We start from the raw sequence: 14320 nt of genomic DNA, 5'->3' as shown, positions 1-14320 counted from the left end.
TCATCTCTTCTTCTCGGGGAGGTTGTGCATGAGCCGATCCGGCCCCAGGTCGGAGACGTCCACGGGCGGCTCCGCACCGGCCACGAGGCAGCGCAGGGTCTCGGCCCACAAGGGGGCGAAGGTGAAGGCGTACGTGCCGCCCGCGACGAGGAACCCCGGCCTGCCCGGCACCTCGCCGATCACCGGCATCTCGTCGGGCGTGGCCGCGAGCGGCCCGGCCCATGCCCGCAGCAGCCGCAGCCGGCGGACGAACGGCAGGATCCGCACGGCCAGGGCCAGGTTGCCCACCATGCTGTCCACGCCCGCGTCGCTGCGGCCGTCGAGGTTCAGCCGCCGGGCCGGCCAGCCGCCGCCGACCAGCAGGTTGCCCGCGTTGACCTGTTTGACCGACAGTCCTTCGCCGATGTGCTGGACCAGGTGCGGCAGGCCCGACGAGCAGCGCACGGTGGCGTGCATCTGGATCGCCACCGGGGCCATGTCGAGCGCGACCCCGGTCAGGGCGGCGATCTTGTGCAGCCACGGCCCGGCCACGTCGATCACCACAGGGGTCTCGATCTCCCGCGCACCGGCGCGCACCCGCCACGAGCCGCCCTCGCGGGCGATCGCGGTGACCGGCGCGAACGGCACCACCTCGGCTCCGTGCCGCACCGCGTCGTCCAGGTAGGCCGGGGTGACCTTCAGCGGGTTGGCGTAGCCGTCGTGCGGGCACCAGGTGGCGGCGGCGACGGTCGGCCCGAGCTGCGGCAGGGCGTCGCGGGCCGCGTCGCCGCCGAGGATCTCCGTCTTGATCCCGGCCGCGTTCTCCCAGGCCTGCTTGTCGTACAGCTCCTGGACCTGCTCGGGGGTCTCGGCGACGGTGAACCCGCCGCTGCGGCGCAGCTCGACCGAGGCGCCCAGGTCGTCCTCGACGGTCTCCCACAGGTCGCTCGCGGCGCGCTGCAGCGGCGCGAACCGCGCGCTGTCCAGGGGGACGGCCTGGCCGGGACGCCGGGTGTGCACCGCCTGCACGTGCAGGTTCCCGGCGGTGGTGCCGGAACCCTCACGTCCGGGGGCGCCGCGTTCCAGCACCACGACCCGGTGGCCGTCGCGGGCCAGCCTGCTCGCCGCCGACGCGCCCAGCACGCCGGCGCCGACGATCACCACGTCCGCCGTCCTCATGCCGGCTCCCCTTCGCCGGCCATCTCCAGCAGCGTGGCCACCGGCACGGGGCGGACCGGGAGCCGGGACGGGAAGACCCCTGCGGGCAGCCCGTCCGCCGGGGACGCCCGGGTCACGGCGGTGACGGCGAAGCCGCACTCCCGGCCCTGGCACGGTCCCATGCCGGCGCGGGTCCACGCCTTGGCGGCGTTCACGTCGCGGCCGGCGGTCCTGGCGATCCCGCGGACCTCTCCCGCGGAGACGGCCTCGCAGCGGCAGAGCGTGGCGGCGTCCGGCAGCGCGGACGGCAGCAGCCGCGCCAGCTCGGCCGGAGCCGGGTAGAGCGCGTCGGTCAGCCGCTTGAAGTGCGCGAGGCGGCGACCGGCCGCGGCCAGCCCGCGCGCCTCGCCGGCACGGGGTTCGTGCCCCTCGCGGCCCAGGATGTCGAGCGCGGCGGCGAGGCCGCGGACCTCCGCGACGGGCGCGCCGCCGATCCCCGCCGCCTCGCCGATGACGTACACGTCGTCGCGCGAGGAGCGCCCCGAGTCGTCGAGCTCCGGTGTCGCGTCCCCCGTCGCCGGGTCGGTGCGCACCGCGCAGCCGAGCATCCTGGCCAGGTCGGTCTGCGGGCGGAAGCCGTACCCGACGCAGAGCGCGTCCACCTGGACCGTGCGCACCGGCCGGGTGGGCGCGGTGGCGGCGGCCAGCGTCACGGAGGTGATCCGGTCGCCTCCGTCGGCGCGCACCACCACGGTGTTCTGCCAGAGCGGCACGCGTGCCCGGGCCAGGCGCGCGGCGTATCCGGCCAGCTCACGCAACCGCGCGGGATGCCGTACGGTTCCGAGCGCGCGGGTGCTGGGCCGGTAGGGACGGCCCGCTTCGGCGATCCCGGCGACCGTCACGCCGAGGTCCAGCAGCGAGCAGGCCACCGGCAGCAGGAACGGTCCAGAGCCGGCCAGCACGACCCGCTCGCCGATCGGCGTGTGGTCGGCGGCGGCCAGATGCTGGGCGAAGCCGGGCGTGGTCACGCCGGGCAGTTGCCAGCCGGGGAAGGGAAAGGGGCGCTCGTGGGCGCCGGTGGCGATGATCAGGTAGCGGCCGCGCAGCCGCACGGGGCGCTCCGCGGGGTCGCAGACCAGCAGTGTGCGCCCGTCGTCGCCGACGCCCCAGACCAGGTGGCCGGTGCGGCACTCGACGCCGGCCGCGCGCACGGCGCCGACCAGGCGCCCGCCCTCGGGGCGGTGGTCGCCCCAGACGCGGGCGACCTCGGGGGCGGGCCGCCTGAAGTACTGGCCGCCCAGCTCCGCCTGCTCGTCGACGACGGTGACACTCAGCCCGGCGGCGGCCAGCCGGTGCGCGGCGGCGAGCCCGGCGGGGCCGCCTCCGACGATCAGCACGTCGCGCTCGTGGACGGTCACGCCCGCTCCTCCTCGGTCTCGACGCGCATGCCGGGGCGTACCGGGGTCAGGCAGGCCCGCACGCCGGGCCGGCCGTCCACCGTCACCTCGCATTCGAGGCAGACGCCCATGCCGCAGAACGGGCCGCGCGGCTCCTCGCTGACCGGGTTGTAGCGGAAGGTCCAGGTGCGGTCGCCGACGAGCGCCGCCGCGAGGCTGACGCCCTCGACGACGCTGACCGGCCGGCCGTCCACGTGGATCGTGACCGTGCGCGGCGGCGTCCCGATGACGGCCTTCGCTCTCATGCCCGGGCTCCCGCCGCGGCCTTCAGGCCGGATTCGGTCAGGACGGCGTCGATCGCCCGCAGCGTCGCCTCGTCCTCGATCGGCAGGAGCGGCGGGCGGACGTGCCCGCCGGGCTGGCCGAGCAGGTTCATCGCGGCCTTGAGCTGGGCGATGGGCGTGCCGTAGACGCCGCTGTAGTCCGGGTTGATGAGCCGGGACGACAGCGCGCCGTAGCGGCCGGCCCACTCGCGGGCGGCCTGACGGTCGCCCGCGGCGACCGCCTCGTAGTAGGGGACGGCGAACGGGGCTCCCATGCCGCCGCCGTCGATGTTGCCGTCGCCGCCGATCTCCATGAGCACGGCCAGGCCGCGCCGGTGCAGGAAGCTGCCGAAGACCCGCACCCGGTCGCAGACCGCCTCGACGGTGCCGAGCATCCGCAGCCAGTCGCCGGTGCTGTCCTTGATGGCGACCACGTTGTCGAGCGCCGCCAGCCGCTCGGCCAGCCCGGGATGGGCGGAGATGTCCACGGCGACCCCGCGCGGCCAGTTGTAGACCATGAACGGCAGCGCGGTGGCGGAGCTGATGCGGTCGTAGTAGTCCACGATCTCGTCGGGGCCCGGGTGCACGTACGGCGGCGGCGTGGCGAGCACGCCGTCGGCGCCGGCGGTGGCGGCGTGGCGGGCCAGGCCGATCGCCTCGTCCGGCGTGTAGGCGGTGATGCCGGCGACCACGGGGAAGCGCCCGGCGACCTCCTCCGCCGCGATCTCGACGACCCGCCGGCGCTCGTCCGGGCTCTGGCTGAACCACTCGCCGGTGCTCCCGTTGACCAGGACCCCGTGCACGCGCTGCTCGGCGTAGAGGCGCAGCAGCGCGCGCCACGCGTCCTCGTCGAGGCGCCCGTCGGCGGTGAAGGGAGTGGGAGCGGCAGGCCAGTAGCCGTGCCAGGTGACGTCGTCGCGGTCCATGCGGTTCTTCGACCTCTAAAAAGTTGGAATGGGATCGATTGCATAAGGTTGTAGCATCCGCCGGTTTCCGGTCAAGGGCGAAACCAGGTTTTTACCGGCGAAATCTCGGCGTTACGTCGACGTACGAGTGATCTTCTGGAAGGATCACCGTGCACGATGGGATCGATCCCAAAGATCCACGCCAGGCAGGAGGACGATGCGGATCGGACTGAAGGAGGTCGCCGCGGAGGCGGGGGTGTCGCGCAGCACCGCCTCTCGCGCCCTCAGCGGCTCCCCGCTGATCTCCGCCGAGACACGAGCGGCCGTCGAGGAGGCGGCCGCCCGGCTCAACTACCGCCCCAACCGGCTGGCCGGCGCCCTGCGCACGCGGCAGTCCCACCTGGTGGGCCTGGTGCTCAACAACCTCATCAACGCGTCGTTCCACACGATCGCCGAGGTCGTCCAGCGCCGCGCCGCGGCCGAGGGATACCAGGTCATGCTGGGCATCACCGACGCCGACCCGGCGCGGGAGAAGGCGTTCCTGCTCACCCTCGCCGCCCACGGTGTGGACGGGATCGTCATGATCGGCACGGGCAAGAACGGCGCGACCACCAACGCGCTGCGCGCCGAGGGCGTGGCGGTGGTCAACGTCATCCGCCGTCCGATCGACAGCGCCGCCCCAGCCGTGCTGGCCGCCGACCGGGAGGGCGCCCACGCGGCGACCGCCCACCTGCTCGACCTCGGTCACGAGCGCATCGGGTTCATCGGAGGCGAGCCGACGGCCAACTCCGGGCGGGAGCGGTTCGCCGGATACGAGCAGGCGCTGCGGGAACGCGGCCTCGACCCGGACGCGTCACTGATCGAGCGCGGCCCCTTCACCCCCGCCTTCGGCACCGAGGCCATCGCCCGGCTGCTGGGGCGCACGCCGCGGATGACCGCGCTGTTCGCCGCCAACCACGAGGCCGTGTTCGGGATCCTGCCCACGCTGGCGAGCACCGGCGTCGCCATCCCCGGCGACCTGTCGCTGGTGTGCTACGAGGACATCCCGTGGCTGCGCTACTGGTCCCCCGCCATCACGGTGGTCGACAACGGCGCCAGCGAGCTGGGCGAGCTGGCGATGAACCTCCTGCTGCACCAGCTGAAGCAGGCCCGGGGCGCGGAGAACGGCGAGACCCCCAACGGCCGCGCCTACCGGGTGGGCGCGCAGCTCATCCTCCGCGACTCCACCGCTCCCCGCGCGCGGAGCGGCGACCGCCCGTCGGGTCCCACCGCGGCGGCCGTCGAGGCGTAGAGATCGGGACTGAGCCGCGGGCGAGTTTTCGTCCGCGGCTCTGCTGTTCCATGCGCGCCGGCGCCGGTCTGGAACGTACCGAACGGCTTGGGCTACTGAATTCGATTTCGACAGCACGCGCTCATCGCCCCGATGCATGGGCCCGCATCCGGCGGCGAAACCGCCGCGGAGAAGCCTTTGCCGGGCCCCGCTCCGGGGGATCGGGGAAACCGCCGGACGGGCTTTTCTCAATACGGCCGGGAATCAGGCTGGCGGAAGAGATGCCGAGCTGATATGGACGCTGCACCGGGCCTCCGCCGTTATCGGCTACGCACTGGTCACGCCGGGTGGGACGAACGGATCGGGCGCGCGGGACCGCCCGGCTCCCAAGCGCTCAGGACAACCTTCTCCCGCCATGAATCGGCCCGTTCTCCCGTCGGCATGCCCGCCCGCTCCGGATGGTTCAATGCGCGCCCCGGATGACTTCACGCTCCGGTCTCCGCGTTTCGCCTGCACCATAGTCACGGGAGGACAACCCGTCTACTGAAGACCGCTACAGTAGACCGCAAGCCTATGACTATGGAGCTGCAGCATGGCTAAGCAGATTCGCGAGATTTACATTGACGACCTCGACGGAAGCCGGATGTCGTCCGAGAACGTCGTCAAGTTCGGCCTCGACGGCGTCGCCTATGAGATCGATCTGGGAGAGAAGAACGAAGAAGCGTTGCGCAAGGCGCTGTCGCCCTTCATCACCAAGGCTCGCCCGGTCAAGAGCGAGCGGGCCGGGCGCGGCCGTCGCGGGTCCGGCGGCGCCGCCCGCGCGCTGAGCCGGGAGAAGTCCGCCGAGATCCGGCAGTGGGCCAGGGCCCAGGGTCTGCCGGTGAGCGAGCGCGGCCGGATCGCCTCCTCGGTGGTGGAGAAGTACGAAGCCGCCCACTAGGGCGCTCCTGGCATCGCCCGAGAGGTGGCCGGCCGGCCACGGGCTCGGGCGAGCTTCAGGCCCCGGCGGGGCCGGAGCGGCGGCGGCCCACGGCGCGACGGCGCCGGCCACAGCCATAGGTCCCGGAAACCAGGGGCGTTCGCCGCTTCCCCCGGCCCGCCCGGGAAACCATCCTGACGGTGTCACGGCATGTGGAGGTGAACCGATCATGATCGGTGGACGCGTGATCATGGAAGCCCCGGCGATCGACGCCGAACTGCTGGCCCTGAAGAAGCGGGTCGACGACCTCGACGAACAGGTACGCACGCTGACGGCCGCCTGCCTCGCCCTCGCGCGCGCCGTCGAGAACGCGCCGCGCCGGACCCCGTCCGGCTGAGCGTCCGCCCCCGCGTGGCGCGCTGACCAACGACCGTCCGGCAGAGGACTTCCGGCCCTTCGATCCGCCTCCTCCATGAGGTGCGATGGATGGGACGACAAAGGAGACCCCGATGCGGATGACCGTCGCGGACGTGATGACGACCGAGGTCGTCTCCGTCACCGCCACCACCCCGTTCAAGGACATCGCGGAAGCGCTCATCACCGGCGGCATCAGCGCCGTCCCCGTCGTGGACGACGACCGCCACGTGATCGGCATGGTGTCCGAGGCCGACCTCCTGCGCAAGGAGGAGTTCAGGGAGCAGTTCTACCGTGAGGGCTACCGGCCGCCGCTCCGCGCCCGGCTGCGCAACCCCAAGGGACGGCAGAAGGCCGAGGGCGACACCGCCGCCGAGCTGATGACCGCGCCCGCGGTGGCCGTCTCCCCCCAGGCGTCGGCGGTCGAGGCCGCTCGCCTGATGGACGCGCACGACGTCAAGCGGCTGGCCGTCGTCGACCCCGACGGCCGGCTGGCGGGCGTCGTCAGCCGTCGTGACCTGGTCAAGCTGTTCCTGCGCGGCGACGAGGAGATCGCCGCCGAGGTCCGGGAGGACATCCTCGACCGCGCGCTGTGGGTGGAGACCTCCGGCGTGCGGGTGGAGGTGCACCAGGGCGTCGTGACGCTGTCCGGCTGGATGGAGCGCCGCACCGAGGCCGCCATCGCCGTCCGGATGACCCGTCGCGTCAACGGCGTCGTCGATGTCATCGACAAGCTCACCTGGAAGCAGGACGACTCCGCGTGGGAGGGCAGGTAGCCATGCTGGTGCGCGAGGTCATGAGCAGCCCGGTGGTCACCGTCCGCGGCGCCGACCCGGTGCGGCGGGCCGTCCGGATCCTGCACGGCCACGACATCACCGCCGCTCCGGTCGTCGACGACGCGGGCCGCCTGGTCGGCGTGGTCAGCGAGCTGGATCTGCTGCGCGGGGAGTTCGAGCCCGACCCCCGCGCCACCGTGACGCCCGTCCCCCGGACGGACGGGCCGCCGCCGCACCAGGTGAACGAGGTGATGACCGGCGACGTCGTCACCGTCACCGAGACGACCGACGTCACCACCGCCGTCGACCTGATGGTGGGCAAGCGGATCAAGAGCCTGCCCGTGCTCCGCGGCAAGGAGATCGTTGGCATGGTCAGCCGCCGGGACCTGATGGCCATGCTCGCCCGTACCGACGACGAACTACGCGCGGCGGTCGAGGCGGCGCTGCGCGAGCAGTATCCCTCCGGCCCGAGCTGGGACGTCACCGTGCGCGACGGCGTGGCCGAGCTCAGCGGGCCGCCCTCCGAGCACACCGGTCAGATCGCCGGGCTGCTCGCCCGCACCGTGCCCGGCGTCGTCCGGGTCAAGCTCCTGAGGAGATCGCCATGACCGCCATCGTCGAGAACGTGATGACCACCGACGTCGCCGCCGTCAACCAGAACGCGTCCTTCCACACCGTGGCCGAGCTGCTCATCAGCCGGGGCGTCAGCGGGGTCCCGGTCCTGGACGACGAGAACCGCGTGCTGGGCGTCGTCTCCGAGGACGACCTCCTGGCCAAGCACGAGTTCAAGCAGCTCTACTACGGCGAGGACTACCGGCCGCCGCTGCGGGCGCGCATCCGCCACGGCGCGGGCGCCGGGGGCGGCGGCTACCGCAAGTCGCTCGGCGAGACCGCCGGCGCGCTGATGACCAGCCCCGCCCGCGTCACCACCCCCGACACGCCGGTCGTGGCCGCGGCGCGCGTGATGGACCGCTACGGCGTCAAGCGGCTGCCCGTCGTCGACGCCGGCGGACGCCTGGTCGGCATCGTCAGCCGGCGCGACCTGATCAAGATCTTCCTGCGCCCCGACGAGGACATCGAGCGGCACGTACGGGAGATCGTCCGCGCCGGCGACCACGCCCTGGACGTCGCCGTCGCCGAGGGCGTGGTCACCCTGACCGGCACCCTGCCCGAGCACAGCCAGGCCGTCACCGCCGTCCGCCTGGCCGAGAACGTCGACGGCGTCGTCTCCGTCCGCGACGAGCTCAGCTGGAAGCACGACGACATCGCCGACGTGCCCATGTGGGGCGGCGCATGACACACGCGCCGGAGCGGACCACACCAGCACCGCGCCCGAACCTGTCACCACCGGCGACGCAAGCCGACGGCGGAACCACAAAGGTCACAACCTTCGGCCGCCGCACGAGTCCTCGTTGACACCCGATCCGCCGATGCTGTATGAAACCAGGTGGTTATTGAACTTCTAGGTTATGGATGAGTGTGCTCGACGACACCTTCGCCGCCCTCGCAGATCCGACGCGCCGGGCGATCCTCGCCCGGCTCAGGTCTGGCGAGGCCACCGTGACAGAGCTCGCCCGCCCGTTCAACATGAGCCAGCCGGCGATCTCCAAGCACCTCAGAGTGCTCGAACGCGCCGGGCTCGTCTCCCGGAGCCGGGATGCGCAACGACGGCCCTGCCGGCTCCAGGCGGGTCCGCTCAAGGCCGCCACCGACTGGCTGGAGGGCTATAGCCGGTTCTGGGAGGACCGCTACCAGAACCTCGACGAACTGCTGGACGAACTCAAAGGTGAAGAGGCCAACGATGGGTGAGATCGCCGACCGCTACCGGCGGCGCGCGGACGCCTTCGACCGCAAGGTCGCGACCGTACGCCCTGATCAATGGAACAACCCATCCCCGTGCGAGAAGTGGACCGCCCGGGATGTGGTGCGGCACATCATCGACATGCACGGCGTGATACTGCGCCAGCTTGACCGCACCCCCAGCGCCGCGCCGTCCGTGGACGAGGATCCGGTCGCCGCGTTCCGTTCCGCGCGGGCCGACGTCGAGGCGATCCTGGACGACCCTTCGCTGGCGAGCCTCGAGTGTGAAACGCCCACCGGCAGGATGACGGCCGAGGAGCACATCGACAAGGTCCCGAGCGCCGATCTTCCGTTGCACGGATGGGACCTCGCCCGAGCCACCGGCCAGGACGACACGATGGACCCCGCCGATGTGGAATACCACTGGTCGGCCATCACCGCGCTGCCGGCGGACCTGCTGGAGAAGTACCGCACGCCCGGCGCGTTCGGTCCGGGCGTGGAGGTGTTCGGCCCGGAGGTGCGGATCGAGGAGGACGCCCCGCCGCAGGACCGGCTGCTCGCCCTCATCGGCCGCGATCCGCGGTGGTCCGCATGACGGCTGGGGTCACCGTTCTGACGCCTTCCGACCGGACTGTGGTGATGCTGCGGGTCTTCAGCGCCCCACGCCATCTGGTCTTCGACGCCTGGACCCGACCTTCGCTGCTGGTCAAGTGGTACGGCGCGCACGGCTGGAACCTGGTCGTGGCCGAGGTCGATCTCCGTCTCGGCGGCGAGTGGCGCTTCGTCTGGGATGGGCCGGACGGCGCCTCGATGTCCTCCGGCGGGGTCTACCGGGAGATCGATCCGCCCGCCCGCCTCGCTTACACGGAGTCCTTCGACGACCACTGGTACCCGGGCGAGTCGCTGGTCAGCCACGACTTCACCGAACAGGACGACAGGACGACGCTGACCACCACCATGCTGTTCGATTCGCAGCACACCCGCGATCTCGTCGTCTCCTCCCCCATGGCCCGCGGTGTGGCCGAGGGCTTCGACCGACTTGATGCAGTGCTGTCCCCAAGACGTGCATCCTGATGCATTCGTACTCGGCACAAGCCCGGCATGATCATGTGGTGGCTGTCCTATGTCACGCCGCCACACCCAAGATCACGACCTCCGGCTGCCGTACCAGGCCGCGGTGCCGCCGGTCGTGGGCAGGCCGGCCGCGCGCCAGGCGTGGAAGCCGCCGACGACGTCGGTGGCCTTGGTCAGGCCGAGCTCGTGCAGCGAGGCGGCGGCCAGGCTGGAGGTGTAGCCCTCCGAACACAGGACGATGATCTCGACGTCGTAGCCGGTCGCCACCGGCAGCCTGGCCTCTCCCGCGGGGTCGAAGCGCCATTCGAGCACGTTGCGTTCGACGACGAGCGCGCCCGGCACCTCGCCCTCGTCCGCCCGCTGGGCCGCCGGGCGGATGTCGACGATGAGCGCCCCGGCGAGGGACCGGGTGTGCGCCTCGGCGGGCGGCAGCCGGCGCAGCAGCCTCCGCCTGTCGTCGAGGATCTGGTCGATCGTGCGCGCGCCGGGCGGCGGTCCCGTCACCACTGCTCCGCCGTCTCCTCCACCAGCTTGACCAGGCCGTGGTCCGTGAGCTCGTAGCGGTTCATCGTGGACAGCGGAGGCGAGTAGACGTGCACGCTGACCGCTGGCGCGGCGGAGCCGTTGTGGACCTCGTGCACGTAGCCGGGGCCGAACGCGCGGGCCTCACCGGGGGCGAGGTCGCGTTCGGCGGTCAGGTCGTGCTCCCGGAGGGTGCCGAGGGCGACGGCGAAGGCGCCCCGCGAGCCGCCGTGGTCGTGGAAGCCGGTCGTCTGCCCGGGGAGCCAGCTGATCAGCCAGACCTCGTGGTCGTCGTCCTGGTGGAGTCGCTCGTACCAGCGCTCCCCGGTGTTCAGCCGCACGCGCCCCACCCACGCGTCGAGGTCGGCGGCGATGGCGCGGGCCCTGCTCTCCAGGCTGGGACGGGCGGGCGCGGAGGTCGTCACGGTCATGTCGGTGTTCCTGATCTGGTCGATGCCGGTCGTCGTCACGCGGATGCGGGCGCCGTACACAGCGCGCTCGCCTGCCGCCCGAGATCGACGGGCAGGTCTGACCAGAGAAGGGACCCGGAGTGCATGCGTCACAGGTTGGCCGAAATTCCCCACTAAGTCAACCTGAAATTAAGGGTTTTGCCGCGAAGGCCCCCACGTCAACGGCCGGCGTCGTCCCGGCGTGGCGTCTCGAAGCAGGCGAGCCAGGTGGCCAGCAGCGACTCCAACTGGGCGGCCTCCTCGGGCGGCAGGCAGTCGAGCAGCCGGCGCTCGTTGCGCATGTGCTCGGTGAACGCCTCGTCGATCAGCTCCCGGCCGGCGGCGGTCAGGGCGACGACCCGGCCGCGCCCGTCGCTCGCGCTGCGGCGGCGGGTGACCAGCCCCGCGCGTTCGAGCCGGTCGATGCGCTTGCTCATCGCCCCCGTGGTGACCATGGTGTGCGCGGCCAGTTCGCCGGGCGCGCGCTCGAAGGGTTCGCCGGCGCGCCGCAGCGTGGCGAGCACGTCGAACTCCCCCTCCGCCAGCCCGTAGCGGCGGTAGACCGCGCAGAGCTGCTCGGTCAGATGTCCGGCGAGGCGGTGGAGGCGCCCGATCACGCCCTGCGGCCGCACGTCCAGGTCGGGCCGTTCGCGCTCCCACGCTCGCTGGATCCTGGCCACGTGGTCCGAGTACTCGCTCATGGTTCCAATATATCTTCCCGGGAAGTTATATTGCTTCCATGGAAGCTACCTTCCGCTGGCTGCCCATCACCGCGATCGCGCCCGTGGCGTGGGGCGCGACCTACTACGTCACCCAGCAGTTCCTGCCGGCCGACCATCCCATGTACGGCGCCGCGATCCGGGCGCTGCCCGCGGGCCTGCTGCTCCTCCTCGTCCGCAGGAGACTCCCCCGGGGATCGTGGTGGTGGAAGTCGGCGGTGCTCGGCACGCTCAACATGGGCGCCTTCTTCGCCCTGGTCTACCTGGCGGCGCAGACGCTCCCCACCAGCGTCGCCTCCACCATCATGGCGACCTCCCCGATGGTGATGATGCTGTTCGCCTGGGCCGCCCTGTCCGAACGGCCCCGGGTGGCCCATCTCGCCGGGGCGTGCGTCGGGATCGCGGGCGTCGGCCTGATGCTGCTGGAGGACATGGGAGCGGCCGGTCTCACCGGCATCCTCGCCTCCGTCTCCGCCATGACGATGTCGTCCCTGGGATACGTGCTGGCCAAGCGGTGGAGCGGCGACGTCGACGTCTTCTCGCTCACGTCCTGGCAGCTCATCGCGGGTGGCGCCGCGCTGGTGCCCGTCGCGGTCGCGGTCGAGGGCGCGCCCCCTTCGCTGGACGGGCCCGCGCTGCTCGGCTTCGGCTACGTCACGGTCATCGCGACCGCGCTCGCCTTCGCGGCCTGGTTCGCGGGGCTGCGCCACCTGAGCGCCGGTACGGTCGGGCTCATCGGGCTGCTCAACCCGGTGACGGGAGTCCTCCTCGGTACGGTGCTCGCCGGCGAGACGCTGACCGGCCGGCAGGTCTTCGGGCTCGTCCTGGTCTTCCTCGGCATCCTCCTGGGACAACCCATCGCGGCCCGCCTCACCAGACGCCCCCCGGACCGGAAACCGGCGGATCATGCCCCGTGGCGGGTCGCGGAGAAGGAGCCGCCGGGCGGTGAGGCCCCGCGGCAGGTCGCGGAGAAGGGCGCCGCCGGGCGATAACGCCCCGCTGCAGGTCCCGGAGGGACGCCGCCAGGCGATAACGCCCCGCTGCAGGTCGCAGAGAGGGGCACCGCCGGGCGATAACGCACCGCGACAGGTCGCAGAGAAGGGCGCTGCCAGGCGATGACACATCGCGGCAGGTCGCGGTGAAGAGGGCCACCGGGCGATGACGCACTCCGGGAGGTCGCGGAGAAGAGGGCTGCCGGGTGATGACGCATCGCGGCAGGTTGCGGAGAAGGGGGTCACCGGGCGGTGACGTCACGGAGAAGCGTGCCATGCGCTGCCGGTCCGCACGTAACGGCGGCGGAAGCGGAAGGCGCTTTCGGCGGTTGCCCGCCGTTTCGGGGCGGGTGTTCGAACGCGACGTCGGCGGGCGAAGTACCCTGGGCCGATGTTCTCGCCTCAGGGTCCGTCGCTGCGTGAACTGGTGGTCCAGGCGCTGTCCTCGGTGGAGCGGGGTTACGACCTGCTGGCCCCGAAGTTCGACCACACGCCTTTCCGCACCCCCGACAGCGTCCTCGACGCCACGGCCGACGTGCTGCGCCCGCTCGGGCCGTTCGGTCAGGCGCTGGACGTGTGCTGTGGCACCGGCGCGGGCATGCGGGTCCTCGCGCCCCTGTGCCGGGGACCGATCACGGGCGTCGACTTCAGCGCCGGCATGCTCGCGCGGGCGCGCCGGACGCACCCGGACGCCGCGTGGGTCCAGGCCGACGCCCGGGCCCTGCCCTTCGCCGGGTCCTTCGACCTCGCGGTCAGCTTCGGGGCGCTCGGGCACTTCCTGCCCGCCGAACGGCCGGCGCTCTTCGCCGGGGTGCGTCGCGCGCTGCGGCCCGGCGGGCTCTTCGCCTTCCCCATCGGCGCGCCGCCACCCGTCACGTCGGGCATGTACTGGGCGATGCTCGGGTTCGACCTCGCCATGCGGGCCCGGAACGCGCTGTGGCGCCCGCCGTTCGTCATGTACTACAACACCTGCCCGCTGAGCGCGGTCCGCGCCGAGCTGGCGGCGGCCGGGTTCACCGTGACGACGGCCCCCTTGACGGCTCTGGGCCGACGCGACGACGGCAGCCCACGGTGCCTCCTCGTCCTCGCCCGCACGATCAACCACCCGGCACCGTAAGCATCCGGCACCGTACGCGAACCCCCACCCTGGGTGGACGCCACCCGGCACCGTGAAGGTTCGGTACCGTACGCGAACTCCCCCCGGGTTCGTGGAGGAGCCGCCCAGCACCGTGAGAGTCCGGTCCGTACGCGAACCCCCGCCCTGGGGTGGTGGAGGCTGCCCGGCGCTGTGAGTATTCGGTACCGTACGCGGGCTTCCATGTGGGTTCGTGGGGAGGCTGCCCCGCGCCGTGGGGGTCCGGTCCGTACGCGGACCCCCACTGGAGGCCGCCCGCCACCGTGAAGGTCCGGTACCGTACGCGAACCCCCGCCCTGGGTGGAGGCCGCCCGGCACCGTGAAGGTCCGGTACCGTACGCGAACCCCCGCCCTGGAGGCCTGTATGCGGCCATCTAAAACTCCAGGTCGGCGGACAGGTGACTCCAGGTAGATGGCCAGAAGGGTCCCGGTAGACGGACATCGGAAATCCTGGTCGATGGCCACGTAATCTCTTGATCTTGCTCGTG

General features: G+C 72.2%; 18 protein-coding genes. 11 read left to right on the top strand and 7 right to left on the bottom strand.

Going from position 1 to position 14320, the window contains the following annotated elements; translation table 11 throughout:
* From ABD999_RS42440 to ABD999_RS42425, 4 genes are read right to left on the bottom strand one after another with little or no spacing between them, the layout of a single operon-like run.
* Positions 1–1158, bottom strand: coding sequence for an NAD(P)/FAD-dependent oxidoreductase (locus tag ABD999_RS42440; protein ID WP_271279145.1), 1158 nt, complete (start codon positions 1156–1158; stop codon positions 1–3).
* Positions 1155–2555, bottom strand: a complete 1401-nt coding sequence (locus tag ABD999_RS42435; RefSeq protein WP_271279146.1) for an FAD/NAD(P)-dependent oxidoreductase — start codon at positions 2553–2555, stop codon at positions 1155–1157. The genes ABD999_RS42440 and ABD999_RS42435 overlap by 4 nt, the downstream gene beginning before the upstream one ends.
* Positions 2552–2839, bottom strand: coding sequence for a (2Fe-2S)-binding protein (locus ABD999_RS42430; protein ID WP_148031057.1), 288 nt, complete (start codon positions 2837–2839; stop codon positions 2552–2554). Before ABD999_RS42430 ends, ABD999_RS42435 begins: the two co-directional genes overlap by 4 nt.
* Entirely contained in the window at positions 2836–3783 is a 948-nt protein-coding gene (locus tag ABD999_RS42425; protein WP_271279147.1) for a dihydrodipicolinate synthase family protein, read from the bottom strand. The genes ABD999_RS42430 and ABD999_RS42425 overlap by 4 nt, the downstream gene beginning before the upstream one ends.
* A 196-nt stretch (positions 3784–3979) precedes the next feature.
* Between ABD999_RS42425 and ABD999_RS42420 the strand changes: the two genes are divergently transcribed.
* From ABD999_RS42420 to ABD999_RS42380, 9 genes are all read left to right on the top strand, one after another.
* Complete coding sequence (locus ABD999_RS42420) at positions 3980–5053, top strand: LacI family DNA-binding transcriptional regulator (protein WP_271279148.1); 1074 nt, start codon at positions 3980–3982, stop codon at positions 5051–5053.
* 571 nt (positions 5054–5624) lie between these two features.
* On the top strand, positions 5625–5972 hold the full coding sequence (locus ABD999_RS42415) for a histone-like nucleoid-structuring protein Lsr2 (RefSeq protein ID WP_148031054.1): 348 nt from the start codon (positions 5625–5627) through the stop codon (positions 5970–5972).
* A 208-nt stretch (positions 5973–6180) separates the two neighbouring features.
* Positions 6181–6348 (top strand): hypothetical protein, encoded by a 168-nt coding sequence (locus ABD999_RS42410; RefSeq protein WP_187281114.1) that lies wholly within the window; start codon positions 6181–6183, stop codon positions 6346–6348.
* A 112-nt stretch (positions 6349–6460) separates the two neighbouring features.
* A complete protein-coding gene (locus ABD999_RS42405; RefSeq protein WP_271279149.1) occupies positions 6461–7141 on the top strand; it encodes a CBS domain-containing protein in 681 nt (226 codons plus the stop codon).
* Positions 7126–7749, top strand: coding sequence for a CBS domain-containing protein (locus ABD999_RS42400; protein ID WP_271279150.1), 624 nt, complete (start codon positions 7126–7128; stop codon positions 7747–7749). Before ABD999_RS42405 ends, ABD999_RS42400 begins: the two co-directional genes overlap by 16 nt.
* On the top strand, positions 7746–8438 hold the full coding sequence (locus ABD999_RS42395; protein WP_271279151.1) for a CBS domain-containing protein: 693 nt from the start codon (positions 7746–7748) through the stop codon (positions 8436–8438). Before ABD999_RS42400 ends, ABD999_RS42395 begins: the two co-directional genes overlap by 4 nt.
* Positions 8439–8614: 176 nt before the next feature.
* Positions 8615–8950, top strand: a complete 336-nt coding sequence (locus ABD999_RS42390) for an ArsR/SmtB family transcription factor (RefSeq protein WP_148031051.1) — start codon at positions 8615–8617, stop codon at positions 8948–8950.
* Positions 8943–9536: a TIGR03086 family metal-binding protein gene (locus ABD999_RS42385; RefSeq protein WP_271279152.1), complete on the top strand. Its 594-nt coding sequence runs from the start codon at positions 8943–8945 to the stop codon at positions 9534–9536. The genes ABD999_RS42390 and ABD999_RS42385 overlap by 8 nt, the downstream gene beginning before the upstream one ends.
* Positions 9533–10015, top strand: coding sequence for an SRPBCC family protein (locus ABD999_RS42380; RefSeq protein WP_271279153.1), 483 nt, complete (start codon positions 9533–9535; stop codon positions 10013–10015). The genes ABD999_RS42385 and ABD999_RS42380 overlap by 4 nt, the downstream gene beginning before the upstream one ends.
* Before the next feature lie 72 nt (positions 10016–10087).
* On the opposite strand, the gene ABD999_RS42375 is transcribed toward ABD999_RS42380, so the two are convergent.
* The 3 genes from ABD999_RS42375 to ABD999_RS42365 form a co-directional block, all read right to left on the bottom strand.
* Positions 10088–10519, bottom strand: coding sequence for a rhodanese-like domain-containing protein (locus tag ABD999_RS42375; protein ID WP_187281112.1), 432 nt, complete (start codon positions 10517–10519; stop codon positions 10088–10090).
* Positions 10516–11028 carry a cysteine dioxygenase gene (locus ABD999_RS42370; RefSeq protein ID WP_271279154.1) on the bottom strand — a complete coding sequence of 171 codons (513 nt, stop codon included), beginning with the start codon at positions 11026–11028 and terminating at the stop codon, positions 10516–10518. The genes ABD999_RS42375 and ABD999_RS42370 overlap by 4 nt, the downstream gene beginning before the upstream one ends.
* 137 nt (positions 11029–11165) lie before the next feature.
* Positions 11166–11687: a MarR family winged helix-turn-helix transcriptional regulator gene (locus tag ABD999_RS42365; RefSeq protein ID WP_148031047.1), complete on the bottom strand. Its 522-nt coding sequence runs from the start codon at positions 11685–11687 to the stop codon at positions 11166–11168.
* Positions 11688–11725: 38 nt separating this feature from the next.
* Between ABD999_RS42365 and ABD999_RS42360 the strand changes: the two genes are divergently transcribed.
* Together ABD999_RS42360 and ABD999_RS42355 are read left to right on the top strand one after the other, a co-directional pair.
* Positions 11726–12697 carry a DMT family transporter gene (locus ABD999_RS42360; RefSeq protein ID WP_271279155.1) on the top strand — a complete coding sequence of 324 codons (972 nt, stop codon included), beginning with the start codon at positions 11726–11728 and terminating at the stop codon, positions 12695–12697.
* Positions 12698–13088: 391 nt separating this feature from the next.
* Positions 13089–13814 (top strand): class I SAM-dependent methyltransferase, encoded by a 726-nt coding sequence (locus ABD999_RS42355; protein ID WP_271279156.1) that lies wholly within the window; start codon positions 13089–13091, stop codon positions 13812–13814.
* Positions 13815–14320: the final 506 nt, after the last annotated feature.

This window comes from Nonomuraea ferruginea (genome assembly GCF_039540635.1).
GTDB lineage: Bacteria > Actinomycetota > Actinomycetes > Streptosporangiales > Streptosporangiaceae > Nonomuraea > Nonomuraea ferruginea.
Note: the sequence above shows the minus strand (reverse complement) of the source record. Positions and strands in the feature narration are given on the sequence as shown.